General features: G+C 52.7%; 16 protein-coding genes. 8 read left to right on the top strand and 8 right to left on the bottom strand.

The genetic code is table 11. The annotated features are described in order from the left end of the window. Positions 1-106: 106 nt before the first annotated feature. The 6 genes from AC3CB2_RS00965 to coxB all read right to left on the bottom strand — a co-directional run bounded on the left by AC3CB2_RS00965 (position 107) and on the right by coxB (position 5,536). Positions 107-997 carry a cytochrome c oxidase subunit 3 gene (locus AC3CB2_RS00965; protein WP_014284313.1) on the bottom strand — a complete coding sequence of 297 codons (891 nt, stop codon included), beginning with the start codon at positions 995-997 and terminating at the stop codon, positions 107-109. Positions 998-1,053: 56 nt separating this feature from the next. Further along, a complete protein-coding gene (locus AC3CB2_RS00960; protein ID WP_352931477.1) occupies positions 1,054-1,677 on the bottom strand; it encodes a cytochrome c oxidase assembly protein in 624 nt (207 codons plus the stop codon). Between the two features lie 9 nt (positions 1,678-1,686). After that, positions 1,687-1,842, bottom strand: coding sequence for a hypothetical protein (locus tag AC3CB2_RS00955; RefSeq protein WP_008549643.1), 156 nt, complete (start codon positions 1,840-1,842; stop codon positions 1,687-1,689). Positions 1,843-1,865: 23 nt separating this feature from the next. Beyond that, on the bottom strand, positions 1,866-2,798 hold the full coding sequence (locus AC3CB2_RS00950) for a heme o synthase (protein WP_008549593.1): 933 nt from the start codon (positions 2,796-2,798) through the stop codon (positions 1,866-1,868). Positions 2,799-2,937: 139 nt separating this feature from the next. After that, a complete protein-coding gene (gene ctaD / locus AC3CB2_RS00945; RefSeq protein WP_008549500.1) occupies positions 2,938-4,530 on the bottom strand; it encodes a cytochrome c oxidase subunit I in 1,593 nt (530 codons plus the stop codon). Between the two features lie 82 nt (positions 4,531-4,612). Continuing rightward, positions 4,613-5,536: a cytochrome c oxidase subunit II gene (gene coxB, locus AC3CB2_RS00940; RefSeq protein WP_008549512.1), complete on the bottom strand. Its 924-nt coding sequence runs from the start codon at positions 5,534-5,536 to the stop codon at positions 4,613-4,615. A gap of 593 nt (positions 5,537-6,129) precedes the next feature. Here coxB and AC3CB2_RS00935 point away from each other — a divergent pair. After that, positions 6,130-6,612 carry an invasion associated locus B family protein gene (locus AC3CB2_RS00935; RefSeq protein WP_050773929.1) on the top strand — a complete coding sequence of 161 codons (483 nt, stop codon included), beginning with the start codon at positions 6,130-6,132 and terminating at the stop codon, positions 6,610-6,612. 91 nt (positions 6,613-6,703) lie between these two features. On the opposite strand, the gene AC3CB2_RS00930 is transcribed toward AC3CB2_RS00935, so the two are convergent. Beyond that, complete coding sequence (locus AC3CB2_RS00930) at positions 6,704-7,282, bottom strand: DinB family protein (protein WP_352931480.1); 579 nt, start codon at positions 7,280-7,282, stop codon at positions 6,704-6,706. Between the two features lie 247 nt (positions 7,283-7,529). Here AC3CB2_RS00930 and AC3CB2_RS00925 point away from each other — a divergent pair, with 247 nt between their 5' ends. From AC3CB2_RS00925 to tldD, 3 genes are all read left to right on the top strand, one after another. Next, positions 7,530-8,093 carry a LysE family translocator gene (locus tag AC3CB2_RS00925; RefSeq protein ID WP_488393229.1) on the top strand — a complete coding sequence of 188 codons (564 nt, stop codon included), beginning with the start codon at positions 7,530-7,532 and terminating at the stop codon, positions 8,091-8,093. A gap of 61 nt (positions 8,094-8,154) precedes the next feature. Next, entirely contained in the window at positions 8,155-8,838 is a 684-nt protein-coding gene (locus tag AC3CB2_RS00920; protein ID WP_352931482.1) for a LysE family translocator, read from the top strand. Between the two features lie 116 nt (positions 8,839-8,954). After that, positions 8,955-10,379 (top strand): metalloprotease TldD, encoded by a 1,425-nt coding sequence (gene tldD, locus AC3CB2_RS00915; RefSeq protein ID WP_008550088.1) that lies wholly within the window; start codon positions 8,955-8,957, stop codon positions 10,377-10,379. Positions 10,380-10,443: 64 nt separating this feature from the next. Here tldD and AC3CB2_RS00910 read toward each other — a convergent pair whose 3' ends face one another. Next, positions 10,444-11,193: a transglutaminase-like domain-containing protein gene (locus AC3CB2_RS00910; protein WP_352931484.1), complete on the bottom strand. Its 750-nt coding sequence runs from the start codon at positions 11,191-11,193 to the stop codon at positions 10,444-10,446. A gap of 218 nt (positions 11,194-11,411) precedes the next feature. Between AC3CB2_RS00910 and AC3CB2_RS00905 the strand changes: the two genes are divergently transcribed. From AC3CB2_RS00905 to AC3CB2_RS00890, 4 genes are all read left to right on the top strand, one after another. Further along, entirely contained in the window at positions 11,412-13,316 is a 1,905-nt protein-coding gene (locus AC3CB2_RS00905) for a monovalent cation:proton antiporter-2 (CPA2) family protein (RefSeq protein WP_352931486.1), read from the top strand. 113 nt (positions 13,317-13,429) lie between these two features. Beyond that, positions 13,430-15,208, top strand: coding sequence for a monovalent cation:proton antiporter-2 (CPA2) family protein (locus AC3CB2_RS00900; protein WP_008549816.1), 1,779 nt, complete (start codon positions 13,430-13,432; stop codon positions 15,206-15,208). Between the two features lie 146 nt (positions 15,209-15,354). Then, positions 15,355-15,777 carry a MerR family transcriptional regulator gene (locus tag AC3CB2_RS00895; protein WP_075700323.1) on the top strand — a complete coding sequence of 141 codons (423 nt, stop codon included), beginning with the start codon at positions 15,355-15,357 and terminating at the stop codon, positions 15,775-15,777. Positions 15,778-15,783: 6 nt separating this feature from the next. Further along, positions 15,784-17,148: an MATE family efflux transporter gene (locus AC3CB2_RS00890; protein ID WP_041768116.1), complete on the top strand. Its 1,365-nt coding sequence runs from the start codon at positions 15,784-15,786 to the stop codon at positions 17,146-17,148. Positions 17,149-17,227 lie beyond the last annotated feature (79 nt).

Genomic DNA, 17,227 nt, shown 5'->3' with positions numbered 1-17,227 from the left:
AGACACCTAGGTCATATACATATAGAAAAGGCGGCTTGCGCCGCCCTTATCTTTTTCGATTTTTTTGGCCTGAGATCCAGACCTACTCCTGGCTAATGCCGGCTGCTTAGCCGCCCCAGATGTAAACTGCTGCGAACAGGAACAGCCAGACCACATCCACGAAGTGCCAGTACCATGCAGCAGCTTCGAAGCCGAAGTGCTTGGTGGTGGTGAAGTGACCAGCCAGAGCGCGGAACATGCACACAGCGAGGAAGATGGTGCCCACGATCACGTGGAAGCCATGGAAACCAGTCGCCATGAAGAAGGTTGCGCCGTAGATGTTCTCAGAGAAACCGAAGGCTGCATGGGAGTATTCGTAGGCCTGACAGATGGTGAAAATTACACCGAGGACTACGGTTGCAATCAAACCCCACTTGAGGCCTTCGCGATCACCATGAACCAGAGCGTGGTGTGCCCAGGTCACTGTTGTACCGGACAGCAGCAAGATCAGAGTGTTCAGCAGAGGCAGGTGCCATGGATCGAAGGTTTCGATGCCCTGTGGAGGCCATACACCGCCAGTATGCTCAACACGGCCAAACTGCGCTGCTTCGCCTGCAAACAGGGATGCATCAAAGAATGCCCAGAACCATGCTACGAAGAACATAACTTCGGACAGGATGAACAGCAGCATACCGTAACGCAGGTGCAAAGACACAACGCGGGTGTGATGACCTTCGCGGGACTCGCGCACGGTATCACGCCACCACATAAACATGGTGTAGAGAACGATTGCCAGACCAATGGCAAACAGCGCCCAACCGCTTAATGTGAATCCGATAGGCTGAAAGTCAGTCCAGCCTTTCCAGTAGGAAAGGTCTAACGAAAAGTTGATACCGCCTTCGCCCATCCGCATAAACGCAATGGCACCAATTGCCATAACCAACGCTCCAACAGACCCGATGAAGGGCCATGGGCTTGGCTCGATAATGTGATAATCGTGGTTCTTCGCACCAGCCATATCTTTCTCCCCATTTCAAAAAGGTCGCTTCTGCTAAAGCAGATCCGTCTCGCGACCTAAAGCTTGTCAGTGGCCGCGTCGCTTGGAGAAGCCACTGCAGCTGTTTCTTCCTCGCCGTCTTTCGGCAATTCAAAGAATGTGTAGGACAAGGTGATTTCCTTGATGTTTTTCAGGCTTTCGTCCTTGTCCAGTTCCGGATCGATGAAAAACACGACCGGCATATCGATTGACTCTCCTGACTGGAGCGGTTGCTCGGTAAAGCAGAAGCAATCAATTTTGTTGAAGTAGCCCCCCACTTCGAAAGGGGCCACATTGAAGGTGGAGGTTCCGGTTGAAACCTGCTGCGCAAGGCTTTTGGCTTCGTACATGATCTCAGTCATCTGACCGAGCTTCACGCGGACCTTCTTCTGTTTCGGTTTGAAGTCCCAATCCAGACCCGGAGCGACGTTGGCGTCAAAGCTCACGATGATCTCACGATCGAGAATTGTTTCGGATGCCTCTTCCGCACGCTGGGTGGTTCCACCATAGCCCGTCACCTGACAGAAGAGCTGGTAAAGCGGGACAGCAGCGAAGGACAGACCAACCATTCCGAAGAACACGCCAGCACAAATCACAGCAACTGTTGCGTTGCTGCGTTTCGCTTTTGCCTGTTCTGCAGTTTCTGAATTTTGATCAGTCATCAGCGTCTCTTACAGCGGGCGATCAATGATGCCCGGGCCGAGCTTTACGATGGTGACGACGTAAAACATGGCGACCAGTACAGCCAGAGTGACTGCAAGCGCCACAGAACGGCCACGACGGGTCTTGATTTGCTCTTCAGAAAGAACTGCTTTTTGCTTGCTCATTTTCTTCTCTTTTCTGTTGTGCGTTAGACCAGACCAATCATGTTCTCAGCGAGCAACCCAGCGAAAATCAGCATGAGATAGAACAGTGAGAACTTGAAGAGAGACATTGCTGCTTTCTTAGCTGCATCGCCTTCGCGCACTTTCCAGACGCGGATTGCGTAGCCAAGGAACACCAGACCAAGGATCGCAGAGCCAACACCGAAGAAGGCCGATGCGAAGCCCAGGAAGTATGGAGACATGCCAACTGGCAGAAGCAGCAGGGAATAGAGAACGATCTGATGGCGGGTTGCGGTTTCACCAGCAACGACCGGCAACATTGGAACACCGGCTTCCTGATAGTCGCCGTTTTTAACCAGCGCCAATGCCCAGAAGTGTGGAGGTGTCCAAGTGAAAGTGATCATGAACAGCGCGATGCTGACCAGAGTAACGTCGCCAGTAACTGCTGCCCAACCAACCATTGGAGGGAGCGCTCCAGCTGCACCACCGATCACAATGTTCTGCGGTGTGCTGCGCTTGAGCCACATTGTGTAGATGACAACGTAGAAGAAAATAGTGAATGCCAGCAGGCCAGCTGCAACCCAGTTCGCGACCAGACCGAGGGTCAAGACGGAACCGAAAGAAAGCACCATGCCGAATGCAAAGGCTTCTTCGCGCGTGATTTTACCAGCAGGGATTGGGCGCTTTTTGGTGCGGGACATTACAGCATCAATGTCTGCATCCCACCACATATTTAGCGCGCCAGATGCACCACCACCTATGGCGATGCAGAGAATAGAAATGAAGCTGAGGAATGGGTGCTGGTTGCCCGGCGCCATGACAAGGCCAACAGCTGCTGTGAACACAACAAGGGACATTACCCGCGGCTTGAGCAGCGCGATGTAATCAGAAACGCTGCCACGACCACCCAGATCGGTAGCGTCTTCCTGAAGTCCTTGAGTCTGATCCAGCATTGTCATGCCTGTACCTCTGTCGCGATGGAGAAGCCTGTGCTGTTTTAGCGTTCTTGGCTTCATTCCCGGAACATTGGAGCACTTCCGGGTCTTGTGCTTCGGCTAGCACCGGGGGCATTGACCGCCCCCGGTAATCTCAGGCCAGTTACTTGATCTTTGGAAGGATCTCGAACTGGTGGAATGGAGGAGGTGAAGACAGTGTCCATTCCAGAGTGGTTGCGCCCTGACCCCATGGGTTGTCGCCAGCTACACGCTTCTTGAGGAATGCATCAGCAACACACCACAAGAAGATGAGCACGCCAATGCCGGAAATGTAGGATCCATAGGAGGAAACCATGTTCCAGCCCGCGTATGCATCCGGATAGTCAGCGTAACGACGAGGCATACCAGCAAGACCAAGGAAGTGCTGCGGGAAGAACACCAGGTTCACGCCGATGAACATCACCCAGAAGTGCAGGTTACCGAGGAACTCGGAGTACATGTAACCGGAGATTTTTGGGAACCAGTAGTACCAGGCTGCGAAGATCGCAAACACAGCACCCAGAGACAGAACGTAGTGGAAGTGAGCCACAACGTAGTAGGTGTCATGCAGAGCGCGATCGAGACCTGCGTTTGCCAGCTGAACACCGGTTACACCACCAACGGTGAACAGGAATACGAAGCCGATTGCCCAAACCATTGGCGTGCGGAACTCGATGGAACCACCCCACATGGTCGCGATCCATGAGAAGATCTTAATGCCTGTTGGAACCGCAATCACCATGGTCGCGAACAGGAAGTATGCCTGAGTGTCAGCAGACAGACCAACGGTGAACATGTGGTGCGCCCACACGACGAAGCCAACAACACCAATCGCCACCATCGCGTATGCCATGCCGATGTAACCGAACACTGGCTTATGGGAGAAGGTAGAGATGATGTGGGAGATGATGCCGAATGCAGGCAGGATCAGAATGTACACTTCAGGGTGACCGAAGAACCAGAACAAGTGCTGGAACAGGATTGGGTCACCGCCACCAGCAGCTTCAAAGAAGGTGGTGCCAAAGTTACGGTCTGTCAGAAGCATGGTGATCGCGCCAGCCAAAACAGGCAGGGAGATCAGCAGCAGGAATACAGTCACCAGTACTGCCCATACGAACAGTGGCATCTTGTGCATGGTCATGCCTGGGGCACGCATGTTGAAGATGGTGGTGATGAAGTTGATCGCGCCAAGAATGGAGGAAGCACCTGCAACGTGAAGTGACAGGATTGCAAAGTCCATTGCAGGACCAGGCTGACCAGAGGTGGACAGCGGAGGATAGATGGTCCAGCCACCGCCAACACCGTTTGCACCTGGAGGCCCCGGTACGAACAGGGACATGAGCAGCAGGATGAATGCTGGTGGCAGAAGCCAGAAGGAGATGTTGTTCATGCGCGGGAACGCCATGTCAGGCGCGCCAATCATGATCGGAACAAAATAGTTCGCAAAGCCACCGATCAACGCTGGCATAACCATGAAGAAGATCATGATCAGCGCGTGCGCTGTGGTGAACACGTTGAACATGTGAGGATCTGCGAAGTACTGCATTCCCGGCTCTTGCAGTTCCATACGCATAACGATGGAAAGAAGACCGCCGATGATGCCAGCCATGATCGCGAAGATCAGGTAAAGGATACCGATATCCTTGTGGTTGGTGGAGTAGACCCACCGCACCCATCCGGTTGGATGGTCATGTGCATGCGTTTCAGACGCAGACATAGTTGTGCTCCCTCGTAAAGTTCTTGCTCGTATGCGCAGCAGCCCTTGACGCGCGCATACTCGGCTAAATCAGTGGTCCCGATTAACGGGACGCAACCTTCACGTCAGTGGCTGCGGTGGCAGCAACCTTCTTCTCATCAGCAATCAATTTTGCGAGAAGTGTGTTCGCTTCGTCGATGTCGGACTTCGCAGCTTCGGCCCAGGCCTGGTACTGCTCTTTGGTCACGACCTGAACGGCGATTGGCATGAACGCATGGTCCTTACCGCAAAGCTCAGAACACTGGCCGTAGAACATGCCGGTGTTATCAGCACGGAACCAGGTTTCGTTGAGGCGGTATGGAACGGCGTCGATCTTGATGCCAAATGCAGGAACAGCGAATGAGTGGATCACGTCAGCTGCTGTCACCTGAACACGCACGGTGGTGTCGACTGGAACAACGATGTTGTAGTCCGTTGCAAGGAGGCGAGGAAGTTCTGCGTCTGTCAGGCCTTTTTCAGCCATGATGCCAGCGCGCTCGTCATCCTGAATCATCAACGCATCGAAAGATACGTCTTCCATGCCTTCGTCGGCATATTCATAACCCCAGTACCACTGGTAGCCAGTAGCCTTGATGGTCATTTCGTATTCAGGGATATCAAGCTGCTTGAAGAGCAAACGGAAAGACGGAACTGAGATCATCACCAGAATGAGGATTGGAACAACGGTCCAGACAACCTCGATCATGGTGTTGTGTGAAGTGCGAGATGGCGTTGGGTTCGCCTTCTTGCGGAACCGGATCATCACAACAAGCAGCAGAATTGCTACAAATACTGTCACGCCGGCCATAATGATAAGGGTAAAATCGTTAAACCAGCGAATGTCTTCCATCACTGTTGTCGCCGCAGGCTGCATACCCAGCTGCCACGGCGTTGGCTGTGCAGCACTGGCCGCACCTGCCATAAAACCCGTCAGTCCAATTGCTACAATCGCAGCAACGGCCGCCAGGTGATGCTTCAAGAGCTTCATCACGTCTTGCGCTCCCTGTCCCTCTTAATGCCGCCGAAACGGCAATCCTCTTCTTGTTCACGCACGTGGGGTGCCCACTTTGGCCCGTCCGACCAGTCCTCACACCTGCGTGAATCCCTGCGACATATTAACCCAATAAGGGTTTCTACGCGATTCCCCTTAGGTTATAGCGACTATAAGTCGCAGTATCATTTGACTTTGATCAATGTGGGTGACAAAAAACATAAGAAATCCGCAGATGCAATGGGATTTTGAGCCCGCTCCAGTGTTTTCACCTAGTTACTTTCCCCTATAAAGAAAATCGATCATTTCTATCCACGCGTCTAATTTCACACACCAAATCGTCACTTTATCGGCAAAAAGGATCGTTACCTCGGCGTGAACAAAGTGAGTCGGAACCCTCCTTCCCCGTCAGTTAAGTGGACAGCGAATAATGCCAGTTTGCGCTTTGACATCAGGAGCGGTATTCCAATATTTTAGGGAAGCACCCCTCGCCGGCTGGTTGAGGAGACAGGCACTGCGTAGCCAGTGAACTGGAGGAAGGTTTTTTGAAGCAGTTTTTACGCACGCTGACTTTAACAGTTGCGATGACAATGGCGGGCACCGTCGGGTTTTCCGGTGCAGGCTATGCGCAACAGGCACTCGGCGAACTGAAGGGCGAGTTTGGTGATTGGCAGCAGCGTTGCGCCACTTCTCCGGGATCCAACGTCGAGCAGTGTGCTCTTATTCAAAGCGTTACAGATTCTGCGCGCGATACCGTGGGCCTGACAGCGATCATTCTTAAGACGGCTGACCAGCAAGCAACCGTTTTGCGCATTCTCGCTCCACTGGGTGTTCTGCTGCCAATGCAGCTTGGCCTGAATGTTGATGGCAAAGATGTTGGCCGTATGCCTTTCATCCGCTGCCTGCCAGCTCCAAGCGGCTGTGTTTCTGAAGCGATGCTGGAAAAAGACCTGATCGACAAGCTGACCAATGGCCAGACTGCGACCTTCATTATCTTTGAAACACCAGAAGAAGGCATCGGTATTCCGATTTCCCTGACTGGTTTGAAAGAAGCGATTGCGGCTCTTCCATAAGCCCTCGCCCCTTTTTAAAAGTAAGCTGAAAGCCGATGTGATGTTGATCGCTTCGGCTTTTGTCTTTTCAGGGCCGCATTGATCCCATTTCTTAGCCCTTCTGCTTTTCAGGCATCGGCCAGATATCAGTCTCGGTAAAGCCCAGAGCTGCAAAATCGTCTTTTCGGACTGCCTGTTCCATCTCATTGCCCAGGAAGAACTCATCCAGCTGCGGAGGTTTGACAGAGGTTCCGCTCAGCATGGCATGCACTTGCCCGCGGTGGTGGATCTGATGTTGGAAGAGATGCAGTAGAATCCGGTCCGCTTGTTCACTCAACGGTTTATCTTCTCGCAGCACGAGCATTCGCGAAAGATCAGATGGCTCCAGAGCGTCAACAAGATCGATCAGCTTGGTATCGCTCTTTCTTTGTGCCTCGAAAAGCGGTGCGAGTTCGTCGAATGGATACTCAGGATCAAAAGCACGGATGCCGAGTGGCTTTCCTTCCAGAGCACTGATATAGAACCAGTCGACGGTGAGGATGTGGTTCAAGCTCATCAAAATGGAGGGGAAGAAGCTGGTTCGCTCTGCGGTCAGCTCTTCTTTTGACAGGTTTTGACAGCTGGTGAGGAGCCGGTAGTTGGCCCAAGCGTTGTTCCTTGCCTGCGCTTTAAAGTATTGAGGTGTCGTCATTACATTATCTTATTGCATTGAAATAGAACGCCATCGAACCGAGAGCCCTCTTAGTTTTCCTAAAAAGGTGCGGGCCGGGCAAAGGGTTTTTGCACCCTATATTCGATAGGCAGTTTTTTATGAAGGCACATTCTGATTGATTGCGGCTACATCGGCCCGTCAGAATAGAAAAACAGCCCCTTGCAGGTGAGCCGTGCCCATAGCGATGCATGTCTATATCGCGTTTGTTGTCACGACATTAATGATTATGTCCGTGCCTGACGCCAGCAAAATGCTGATCCTTTCCAGATCCGCATCAGGTGGTACTTTTGCTGGGCTCTTTACCCTCATTGGCGTAAAAGCCGCTGAAGCCATTCAGGTGATACTGGTCTCCTTCGGGCTTTCCTGGCTGATTGTGAGCTATCCTTATGTGTTTGAAGTTGTGACCGTTTTGGGGGCAGCCTATCTGATTTATCTGGGCATCCGCAGGTGGCGGGCTGCGGATGGAAAAATCCAGGAGCCCAGCGGACAAGGTTCAGACTTTCTCACCGGTTTCACCATCAGCATTGCCAATCCCAAAACCCTCATCTTCCTCGCAGCTCTGTTTCCTCATTTCCTCAATCATACTCATCCCGTTGATGGCCAGTTTGTTCTTCTTGGTACCACTTTCCTGCTCATCGCCACTTGTCTGGACTTGCCGCTCGTTCTTGGTGGTGGGCTGGTGGAGCGCCTGATCCGGTCGCCGCGGATTGAAGACATTCTGAAGCGGTTTAACAGCGGTGTGCTTTTGACGGCGGGTGTTTTTCTGATGGGCCTGCTGGTTTTCAGATGAAACAGAGAGCTTGCTTAAAACTCTTGCAGAAATCCCAAGGGTTTGATTGCGGAACTTATGCATGTTGGTAGCATCTCCGTGCAGCAGTTTGCTCTGCGCCAGCTGCCTTCAGGAACATCACGTTGGGTATTGGATCCAGATGATGACTATCAGCCTTTATCTTGGGTTTATTGCTGCAACCTTCATACTGCTTGCCATTCCCGGCCCTAACATAATGATGATACTGGCGAAATCGACACGAGAAGGCACAGCAACCGGGTTGATTGTCATGGCTGGCATGACCATCGCTCAAGCAGTACAGATTCTTGCCGTTATTCTGGGTCTTTCCTGGGTGGTGCGTACGTATCCTGATGCGTTTGAGATCATTCAGTTGGGGGGTGCTGCCTACCTGATCTTTCTTGGGATCTCCAGCTGGCTGCGTGCCGGGCGGCATGACAAAATAGAGAGCCATGGGCGTAAGCACTTGAAAATCGGCTTTCTGGTTGGCCTCTCCAATCCGAAGTCCCTGCTGTTCATGGCGGCTTTCTTTCCGCAGTTTATCGACAAGGCCTCCCCTCCAGATCCGCAGCTTGCTCTTATGGGCGCGACCTATCTGGTGATGGCGGTTTTGATTGATGGGTTGATTGCTATTCTTGGCGGGTATTGGCGCAACTGGATGTCCGCACCATCGGCTAAGTTCAGGCTTGATCGGGTTTCCGGTGCGGTTCTGGTTTGTGCCGGTTTGGTGCTTGCCTTCTTGCACTGACCCTCAAATACTTGGGAGCGATGGGCTTCCCTCCCCCTTTATTGACGAGTAAGCCTTGAAAGTGCACGGATTGTTCGCCACAACAGAGCAAATCCATTTATTTCGGAGTTTTACCCATGAGCGATAAACCGATTGATCTTCTCCAGACCTCAGGACTGGACGAGGAGACAGCGCGCCAGATCACTGCGGCAGCGCTGAAAGGCGCCGATGATGGGGAACTTTATCTGGAGTACAGCCAGAACGAAGGCCTGGTGTTCGATAACGGACGCCTGAAATCTTCCAGCTTCAGCACCGGTCAGGGCTTTGGCCTGCGCGCTGTTGTTGGTGAAGCCTCTGGCTATGCCCATTCCGACGACATTTCCGAAGCAGCGTTGAAACGTGCGGCTGATGCTGTGGCGTCCGTGCAAAGCGGACATTCCGGCACGTATGCAGCGCCACCGACCCGCACCAACCAGAAGCTTTACACGGATGAAAATCCGATTGGCAGTCCGACTTTTGCTGAGAAGGTTCAGCTGCTGCAGGAGATTGATGCCTATGCGCGTGCGAAAGACCCGCGCGTTCAGCAGGTAACTGTTTCTTTGGCTGGCAGCTGGAAGACCGTTGATATTTTGCGCGCTGATGGGCACCGCATTCGCGATGTACGCCCACTGGTTCGCCTCAACGTTTCCATTGTGGCTGGTGATGGCGACAAGCAGGAATCTGGATCCTATGGCTCTGGTGGCCGCGAAGGGTTTGGTGAGTTTGTTGCTGAAACCAGCTGGCAGCATGCGGTTGATGAAGCCCTGCGTCAGGCTCTGGTCAATCTGGAAGCGATCCCGGCTCCGGCAGGTACGTTTGATGTTGTGCTTGGCAACGGCTGGCCGGGCATTCTGCTGCATGAAGCGGTTGGCCATGGTCTTGAGGGTGACTTCAACCGCAAGAAGACCTCTGCCTTTGCTGGCCTGATGGGACAGCAAGTGGCCGCAAAAGGTGTGACGATCGTTGATGATGGCACCATTGCCAAGCGTCGCGGTTCTCTTTCTGTTGATGATGAAGGCACACCAACTGGCCGTACGACTCTGATCGAGGATGGTATTCTTGTTGGGTACATGCAGGATCGCCAGAACGCGCGTTTGATGGGTGTTGAGCCAACTGGTAATGGCCGCCGTGAGTCCTTCTCACATCAGCCACTTCCACGCATGACCAACACCATTATGGAAGCTGGTGATAAAGACCCAAAAGAGATCATTGAGAGCCTTGAGGACGGTATCTATGCCGTTTCCTTTGGTGGTGGTCAGGTTGATATCACTTCCGGCAAGTTCGTGTTCTCCTGCACAGAAGCCTATCGCGTTCAGAACGGTAAGATCGGAGCTCCTGTGAAAGGTGCGATGTTGATCGGAAACGGTCCTGATGCCCTGACACGCGTTTCCATGATTGGTAATGACCTGAAGCTTGATCCGGGTATCGGTACTTGCGGCAAGGCTGGTCAGGGTGTGCCGGTGGGCGTGGGCCAGCCAACCATGCGCATCAATGAGATGACTATTGGTGGCACAGCGACCTGATTGGTTTCAGACCAGCGCAAGAATTTTAAAGGGGCAGCAATGCCCCTTTTCTTTTTGGTTTTCTTTAGTTTCGCAATGGGATAGCAGGCACTCTACCGGCACGGATGCGGTTGGTTTTCCAGTTCATCACATGGCGAATGCCGTTTTCATAAAGCACTTTCATCACCGGTGAAAACGCCTGCATATGCTCTACATAGAAGTCATCGGGACTGTCGTAGGTTCCGAAGTCATTGTTGATGCCGGTTTTCTGAATGTAGGTGTCTTGTCCCTGCCAATCGACCTGAGGCGTACTGAGACAGTTGGTGCCGACACCGTAACCACACAGGGATTGGCGGTTTGGGGCAAACTCTTTTTGCAGCGCTGTCAGAAAGGCCTCATCCAGAATAAAGCCTTCCAGATTGATCCAGCGGTCTCCCAGCCAGATCTCCACCCAGGAATGCAGGATGTTCTCTGGTGCGATTTTGTAGACCAGTTCTGGCACCACACCACGCTGCAGCTCTTTATGAATGGTAAAGCCATGCAGGCGGCAAGGGATACCAACAGCACGCATCAGGGCCATGAGCAGTGTGCCCTTGGTGTTGCATTGACCGATACCATCGGCAAGCACCTGACTGGCGGGGATATTGTCGGCCTTGTTGTAGCCGAACATGATTTCGTTGCGGACAAAATCATAGACAGCGCCTGCCCGGTCAAAGGGTGACAAATCCTTCCATTTGCGCTGATCTACAAGCTTGCGGATGGTTGGCGCCCGGAAGTTTAGCAGTGGGGTTTCCTTGAGCAGGACATCTAATTGAATGTTCGGTTTATCCAGCATTTGCGCCTCCAATCGAGAATGAATCGACTGTAAAGGCTCTAGTCACTGTAGGTTCAAGGGCTAAATTGCATCTTTTTTCAATACAACCTGAACACCGGAAATTGCAGTTCGTTAAGGGTCCTGAAGATTTGCCTTAGCTTGTCTGCATTGTGTTGAAGCCGAATTTACGATGGGTCTGTAGCTTTTCCTGCAAAAATAATAATGAGCCGCCCTCTTTCATGATCTCACTCCACCAACTGGATTTTGTCGCAGACATCATGCTGTTTTTGAGCATGGCGATTCTGGTGGTGCCGTTTGCCAAGCTGATCCGGGTTGGGACGATTGTGGGCTACTTGATTGCCGGCGTTATTCTTGGCCCCTGGGGGATTGGGCAGTATCTTGGCAGCCCTTTCAGCACACCGGATGAACTTCGCCCTATCGGTGAGCTCGGCGTGGTGATGCTGCTGTTTCTGATTGGGTTGGAACTTAATCCCGGTAGGCTGTGGTCATTACGGCGAGAGATCTTTGGCTCTGGGTCAGCACAAGTTGGCTTTTCTGCTCTTCTGATTGGTCTGGCGATCTATTTTGCTGGGCTAACCTGGCAGAAGTCACTCATAATCGGGCTTTCCCTCGCCCTCTCCTCAACCGCCCTTTCCTTGCGAATTCTGCAAGGCAGTGGGGACCGGACCACACCCATGGGGCAGACGTCCATCGCGATCCTGTTGTTTCAGGACATGATGATCGTTCCCATACTCGCACTGATGGCGATCGTGGCGCCGGTTCCGATTGATACGGGACAACGGCCCGGTTGGGAGACGGCATTGATTATGGCGTCCACCGTGCTTTTGCTGGTTGCTGTTGGGCGATATCTGCTGACACCGTTGTTTCGCCTGTTTGCCCGCATTGGTGCCAGAGAGATGATGACGGCCTCTGCACTGCTGACTGTGCTGGGAGCCGCAGCGCTGATGAAAGCTGTAGGTCTTTCCAGTGCGCTTGGGGCTTTTATAGCCGGGGTGATGTTGGCAGAAAGCTCCTTCCGCCATGAGCTGGAGGCGGATCTTGAACCGTTTCGTGGTTTGTTGCTGGGCTTCTTTTTCATCACGGTGGGCATGTCCATTGATATGAACTTTGTCTTCCAAAACTGGGTGATGGTGCTGGCTTGCAGCTTCGGGTTGATGGTTTTGAAGTGTCTGAGCATCTTCACCGTGACCCGCATATCCGGTCATACGTCAGAGAACAGTTTGCAGATTGGCGGGTTGCTGGCGCAAGCGGGGGAATTTGGTTTTGTTATCTTCTCCGCGTCCGTTGCCGTTGACCTGCTGAACCCGCATCAAAGCAGCCTGCTCTCCGCGATTATCTCCTTCACCATGGCCTTCACGTTGCTCAGTGTGAAGCTGACGCAGTGGTTTGGGGTGAAGCTCAGGCCGGAGCCGGTGAAGCCGGATGTTCCCAATACAGAAGGCGGGCGTACCAATGTGCTGGTGATTGGATTTGGACGTTTTGGACAGCTTGCCAGCCAGATGCTGATTGCACAGGGCTCAACTGTGACTGTTCTGGATATGGATGCCCAGCACATTCGGGAGGCTTCGCGCTTTGGCTATCGGATCTACTATGGAGATGGTCGGCGACTGAATGTTCTGCGGGCAGCAGGGGCGGAAAATGCCAGTGTGATTGCGGTGTGTACGGAACGTGCAGAGACGACCAGTCAGATTGTGCGCATGACCAAAACTCAGTTTCCGCTCGCCAAGATATTTGCACGCGCTCATGACCGGCGCCATGCCATTCAACTGGTCACGGCCGGGGCGGATTATCAGCTGCGTGAAACGCTGGAGTCAGCTCTGGAGTTTGGTCGTGAGATTCTGGAGGAGCTTGGAGAAGACGAGGATCACACTCACGAAATTCTTGCTGATGTTCGCCGCCGTGATGCGGAGCTGCTGGCCTTGCAACAGGTTGGTGGGCTTTACTCTGGTTACAAGCAATTCAAACTGCCAGAAGTGCCAGTGAAACCACTGATCAAACCAAAGTCCGAATCCACGGCCCTGAACGAGCCAGCACGGCGGTTGGCAGAGGCTGAAAAACAGGCTGAGAAGGAGCAGGCGGACAATTCTGAAAAAACTTCAACACATAAGCCATCATCAGACTAGCTTTATACGGAAAACTACATTTTCCCTTAGATACAATTAAGGTATTTCCCTCAGAATCGACAGAAATCAGCAAAGTCTGTTTCAGTATTTGAATTTTTGTTTTTAGGGTGCCAATGGCAGAAGCTCACGTCCCTCCGTTTTTTATTGAAACCATTGTGGTTCTCTCCGCAGCCGTCATCGCCGTTCCAATTACCAAACGGCTTGGACTTGGCGCGGTTGTGGGCTTCCTTGCAGCCGGCATGGCGATTGGCCCTTATGGCATCAGCTTCTTCAATGAGCCTGAGCGAATACTGGGTTTTGCGGAGCTTGGGGTGGTGCTGCTGTTGTTTGTGATCGGGCTTGAGCTTGAGCCCGCCCGATTATGGACTATGCGGCGAGACATCTTTGGCCTCGGCACAGCGCAGGTGCTGATTTCCGGCCTTGTGCTGACATTGGGTGCTTTGATGTTTGGCCTTTCCTGGCAGGTGGCTCTCATTGCCGGTCTTGGCCTTGCCTTGTCTTCTACCGCGTTCGCCTTGCAGATGTTGCAGGAGCGTGGGCATCTAAGCACCAAGTATGGTCAAAGGGCTTTTGGTATTTTGCTGCTTCAGGATATGGCCATTGTGCCTTTGCTCGCTATGGTCGGCATTCTGGCCCCTGCCGAAGCGGACGTAGAAGAAGCTTCCATTGCGATGCAGGTGATTACGGTTATTGCCGCTGTTGGTTTCGTGATCTTTGCCGGACGCTTCTTGCTCTCTCCCCTTTTCCAGCTTCTGACCGCATCTGGTGCCCGTGAGTTGATGATTGCAGCCGCTTTGCTGGTTGCACTAGGCAGTGCGGGCCTGATGAGCCTTGTGGGATTGTCCATGGCTCTCGGTGCGTTCCTTTCCGGCGTGATGCTGGCAGAGTCCAGTTATCGACACACGCTGGAAGCCGATATTGAGCCGTTCCGATCCATGCTGATGGGCTTGTTCTTCATGACGGTGGGCATGGCGCTCGAGCTGGATCTGATTGTCGCCAATTGGCAGCGCATCGTTTCTGCCGTGGTCCTGCTTATGATCACCAAGGGTGTGTTACTCTGGGGGCTCTCCCGCCTGTTTGGATCTTCCAACTCTGACGCACTTCGTGTAGCCGTTACCCTGCCTCAAGGTGGAGAGTTCGCCTTTGTGTTGTTCTCAACGGCGACCGCTGCGGCCATTTTGCCGGAAGAAACAGCGAATATCTTAAGTGCCGTTGTGATCCTGACCATGCTGCTGACACCGCTTGGCGCTGTTGGCCTGGACTTCGTCGCTGAACGCATGAAGAAGCATGGCGACACTACCAACAAGATCGAGACTTTTGAAGATGCTTGCCCGAGCGTTCTGATCGTTGGCTTTGGTCGCTTCGGTATGATGGTTGCGCAGATGCTCACTTCTGAAGGCATTTCTGTGACGGCTCTCGATAATAAGCCGGACCGTATCAACTACGCGCGTCAGTATGGCTACAAGGTCTATTATGGTGATGCAACGCGGCCTGATGTTTTGAAGGCTGCTGGAGGCGAGAACGCGACCTTGATTGCACTGTGTATTGAGAATGACCGCGTGATGAAGCAGGCCATTTTGCAGATCAGATCCGCGTTTCCGAATGCAGCCTTGTATTGCCGTGCAACGGATCGGGCGCATGCTTTGGATCTCACCCGCCTTGGCGTTGACTACCAGATCCGCGAGACATTCGAGTCCAGCCTCACCTTTGGCCGTAAGGCACTTGAGTACCTTGGTTTGCCAGCGGACCGAATTGATGAGGTTGAGGATGATGTTCGCAAACGGGACGATGAGCGGCTGACAATGCAGCTGGCTGGTGGTGATCTGGCCGGTTCTGATATGCTGCATCAACGCACTCCACGTGACGAAGGCAAATCAGAAAAACCTGATTAATTTAGTCAAGATATCAGCGCACTACTCTTGACCTCTATTGATTTGAAGCACATTTAGAGCGAGGGTGCATTGCATCCTCTTTTCTACATTTCGTGATCTGTGGCACTGCATTCCCACGAGGTCCACATTAATCCCTATGGTTCGATATGGCTGGTGAATATTCAATCGGTGATCTGGCGAAGAAGGCTGGCGTTAAAGTCCAGACAATCCGGTTTTACGAGCAGAAGAAGCTGCTGCCGGAGCCTCCGCGGACAGAGGGCGGCCAGCGTCGATACGGCGAAGACCACCTGAACCGACTGTCTTTCATTCGTCATGGACGTGATCTTGGTTTCTCTCTTGAGATGATCGAGAGCCTTATGCTGCTCAAGGAACATCCAGAAGATGACTGCGAGGGCGCAGACGAGATCGCACGGGCTCACCTTGCTGAGGTTGAAGACAAAATTGTTCGTCTGCAAAGCCTGCAAAGTGAACTGAAAAAGATGCTGGTTCATTGTTCCAGCGGCAAAATACATGATTGCAGGGTCATTGAGGCCCTCTCCTGCGATTGCTATCAGCATCGCGAAAAGTGAGTTTTTATGTCCAGACCAACTAGATCCGGCGCACGGGATGCGAAGTTTACCTATGGCTCGACCATGCGCCATGTGCTGGTAATGACATCTACCGGCTCCGTCGGATTGATTGCTATTTTCCTCGTTGATTTCGCTAATCTTTTTTACATCGCACAGCTGGGTATTGAAGAGCTGGCCGCGGCTATCGGTTACGCCGGTACAGTGATGTTCTTCAACTCCGCTATCGGCATCGGGCTTTCCATCGCCGCCAGTGCTTCTGTTGCCCGCCGTATTGGACAAGGGGATGCCAGAAGCGCGAACCGGCTCGTTAGTATGTCGTTGATCATCTCCACGCTGATCTCGCTGGCTGTTGTGGCCGGTAGTCTGGCGTTTCTGGATGATCTGGCGATGTTGCTTGGCGCGAGTGGACGCACCCTCGAATACACGCTGCACTTCCTTTACATCGTTGTTCCCTCCATGCCATTGCTTGTTGGGGCCATGGTGCTTTCAGCTCTGCTGAGATCTGTTGGCGATGCACGCGGTGCGATGTTTGTGACGCTTTCCAGCGGGTTTGTTACGGCAGTTCTCGACCCTATCCTGATCTTCGGATTTGATATGGGCATCACAGGCGCAGCTGTTGCCTCCGTCATCTCCCGCGCAGTGATGGTTGGGGTTGGTTTTTACATCCTGATTGTGAAACACAACATGATCGGCCGTCCGGAAATTTCAGAGGCTGTGAGTGATACGGTTGACCTGTTTAAGGTGGCGACACCTGCCATGCTGACGAACATCGCAACGCCAGCTGGCAACGCCTGGATCATTGCTGAGATGGCTCAGTTTGGTGATGGCGCCGTTGCAGGTTTTGCAATTGTTGGCCGCATCATCCCTGTGGCCTTTGGTGCGCTGTTTGCCCTTTCCGGTGCTGTTGGTCCGATCATTGGGCAGAACTTTGGAGCCTTGAAGTTTGATCGCCTGAGTAAGATCGTGAAGGATTCTCTTCTGCTGATCGTGGTCTACACGCTGGCTGCCTGGGCACTGTTATTCATGCTGCAAGAGCCTCTGGTTGAGTTCTTCAATGCGGAGGGTGACAGTGCTTCGCTGGTGTTCTTCTTCTGCACTTTTGCTGCTGCTGGCTTCCTGTTCAACGCAGCGCTGTTTGTGACCAATGCAGTCTTTAACAACCTCGGTTTCCCAATCTACTCCATGCTGTTCAACTGGGGCAGAGCAACACTGGGCACCATTCCATTCACCATTGCTGGTGCCTACTTCTATCAGGCAAACGGTGTGTTGGCGGGACAAGCCATTGGTGGCGTGGTCTTTGCCTTTCTTGCGCAGTATGTGTGCTGGCGGACCATCGAAAAAATTCGCAGGGAAAAACTGGCAGCAGCTTAATTGCTGCCAGAATTCATTGCTTAAGATATCCTGACTTACCGCTTTGCCGTTTCAAAAGGCATATTTGACCAAAAAACTG

The sequence above is a fragment of the Pseudovibrio sp. SCP20 genome, from assembly GCF_057774105.1.
Note: the sequence above shows the minus strand (reverse complement) of the source record. Positions and strands in the feature narration are given on the sequence as shown.

Coding starts and splice junctions, on each gene's coding strand:
- AC3CB2_RS00935 (WP_050773929.1), top strand. CDS start 6,130: ATGGCGGGCACCGTCGGGTTTTCCGGTGCAGGCTATGCGCAACAGGCA.
- AC3CB2_RS00895 (WP_075700323.1), top strand. CDS start 15,355: ATGGCTGGTGAATATTCAATCGGTGATCTGGCGAAGAAGGCTGGCGTT.
- AC3CB2_RS00950 (WP_008549593.1), bottom strand. CDS start 2,798: ATGACAATGCTGGATCAGACTCAAGGACTTCAGGAAGACGCTACCGAT.
- coxB (WP_008549512.1), bottom strand. CDS start 5,536: ATGAAGCTCTTGAAGCATCACCTGGCGGCCGTTGCTGCGATTGTAGCA.
- AC3CB2_RS00955 (WP_008549643.1), bottom strand. CDS start 1,842: ATGAGCAAGCAAAAAGCAGTTCTTTCTGAAGAGCAAATCAAGACCCGT.
- ctaD (WP_008549500.1), bottom strand. CDS start 4,530: ATGTCTGCGTCTGAAACGCATGCACATGACCATCCAACCGGATGGGTG.
- AC3CB2_RS00965 (WP_014284313.1), bottom strand. CDS start 997: ATGGCTGGTGCGAAGAACCACGATTATCACATTATCGAGCCAAGCCCA.
- AC3CB2_RS00900 (WP_008549816.1), top strand. CDS start 13,430: ATGGCAGAAGCTCACGTCCCTCCGTTTTTTATTGAAACCATTGTGGTT.
- AC3CB2_RS00920 (WP_352931482.1), top strand. CDS start 8,155: ATGTTGGTAGCATCTCCGTGCAGCAGTTTGCTCTGCGCCAGCTGCCTT.
- AC3CB2_RS00910 (WP_352931484.1), bottom strand. CDS start 11,193: ATGCTGGATAAACCGAACATTCAATTAGATGTCCTGCTCAAGGAAACC.
- AC3CB2_RS00925 (WP_488393229.1), top strand. CDS start 7,530: ATGTCCGTGCCTGACGCCAGCAAAATGCTGATCCTTTCCAGATCCGCA.
- AC3CB2_RS00960 (WP_352931477.1), bottom strand. CDS start 1,677: ATGACTGATCAAAATTCAGAAACTGCAGAACAGGCAAAAGCGAAACGC.
- AC3CB2_RS00905 (WP_352931486.1), top strand. CDS start 11,412: ATGATCTCACTCCACCAACTGGATTTTGTCGCAGACATCATGCTGTTT.
- AC3CB2_RS00930 (WP_352931480.1), bottom strand. CDS start 7,282: ATGACGACACCTCAATACTTTAAAGCGCAGGCAAGGAACAACGCTTGG.
- tldD (WP_008550088.1), top strand. CDS start 8,955: ATGAGCGATAAACCGATTGATCTTCTCCAGACCTCAGGACTGGACGAG.
- AC3CB2_RS00890 (WP_041768116.1), top strand. CDS start 15,784: ATGTCCAGACCAACTAGATCCGGCGCACGGGATGCGAAGTTTACCTAT.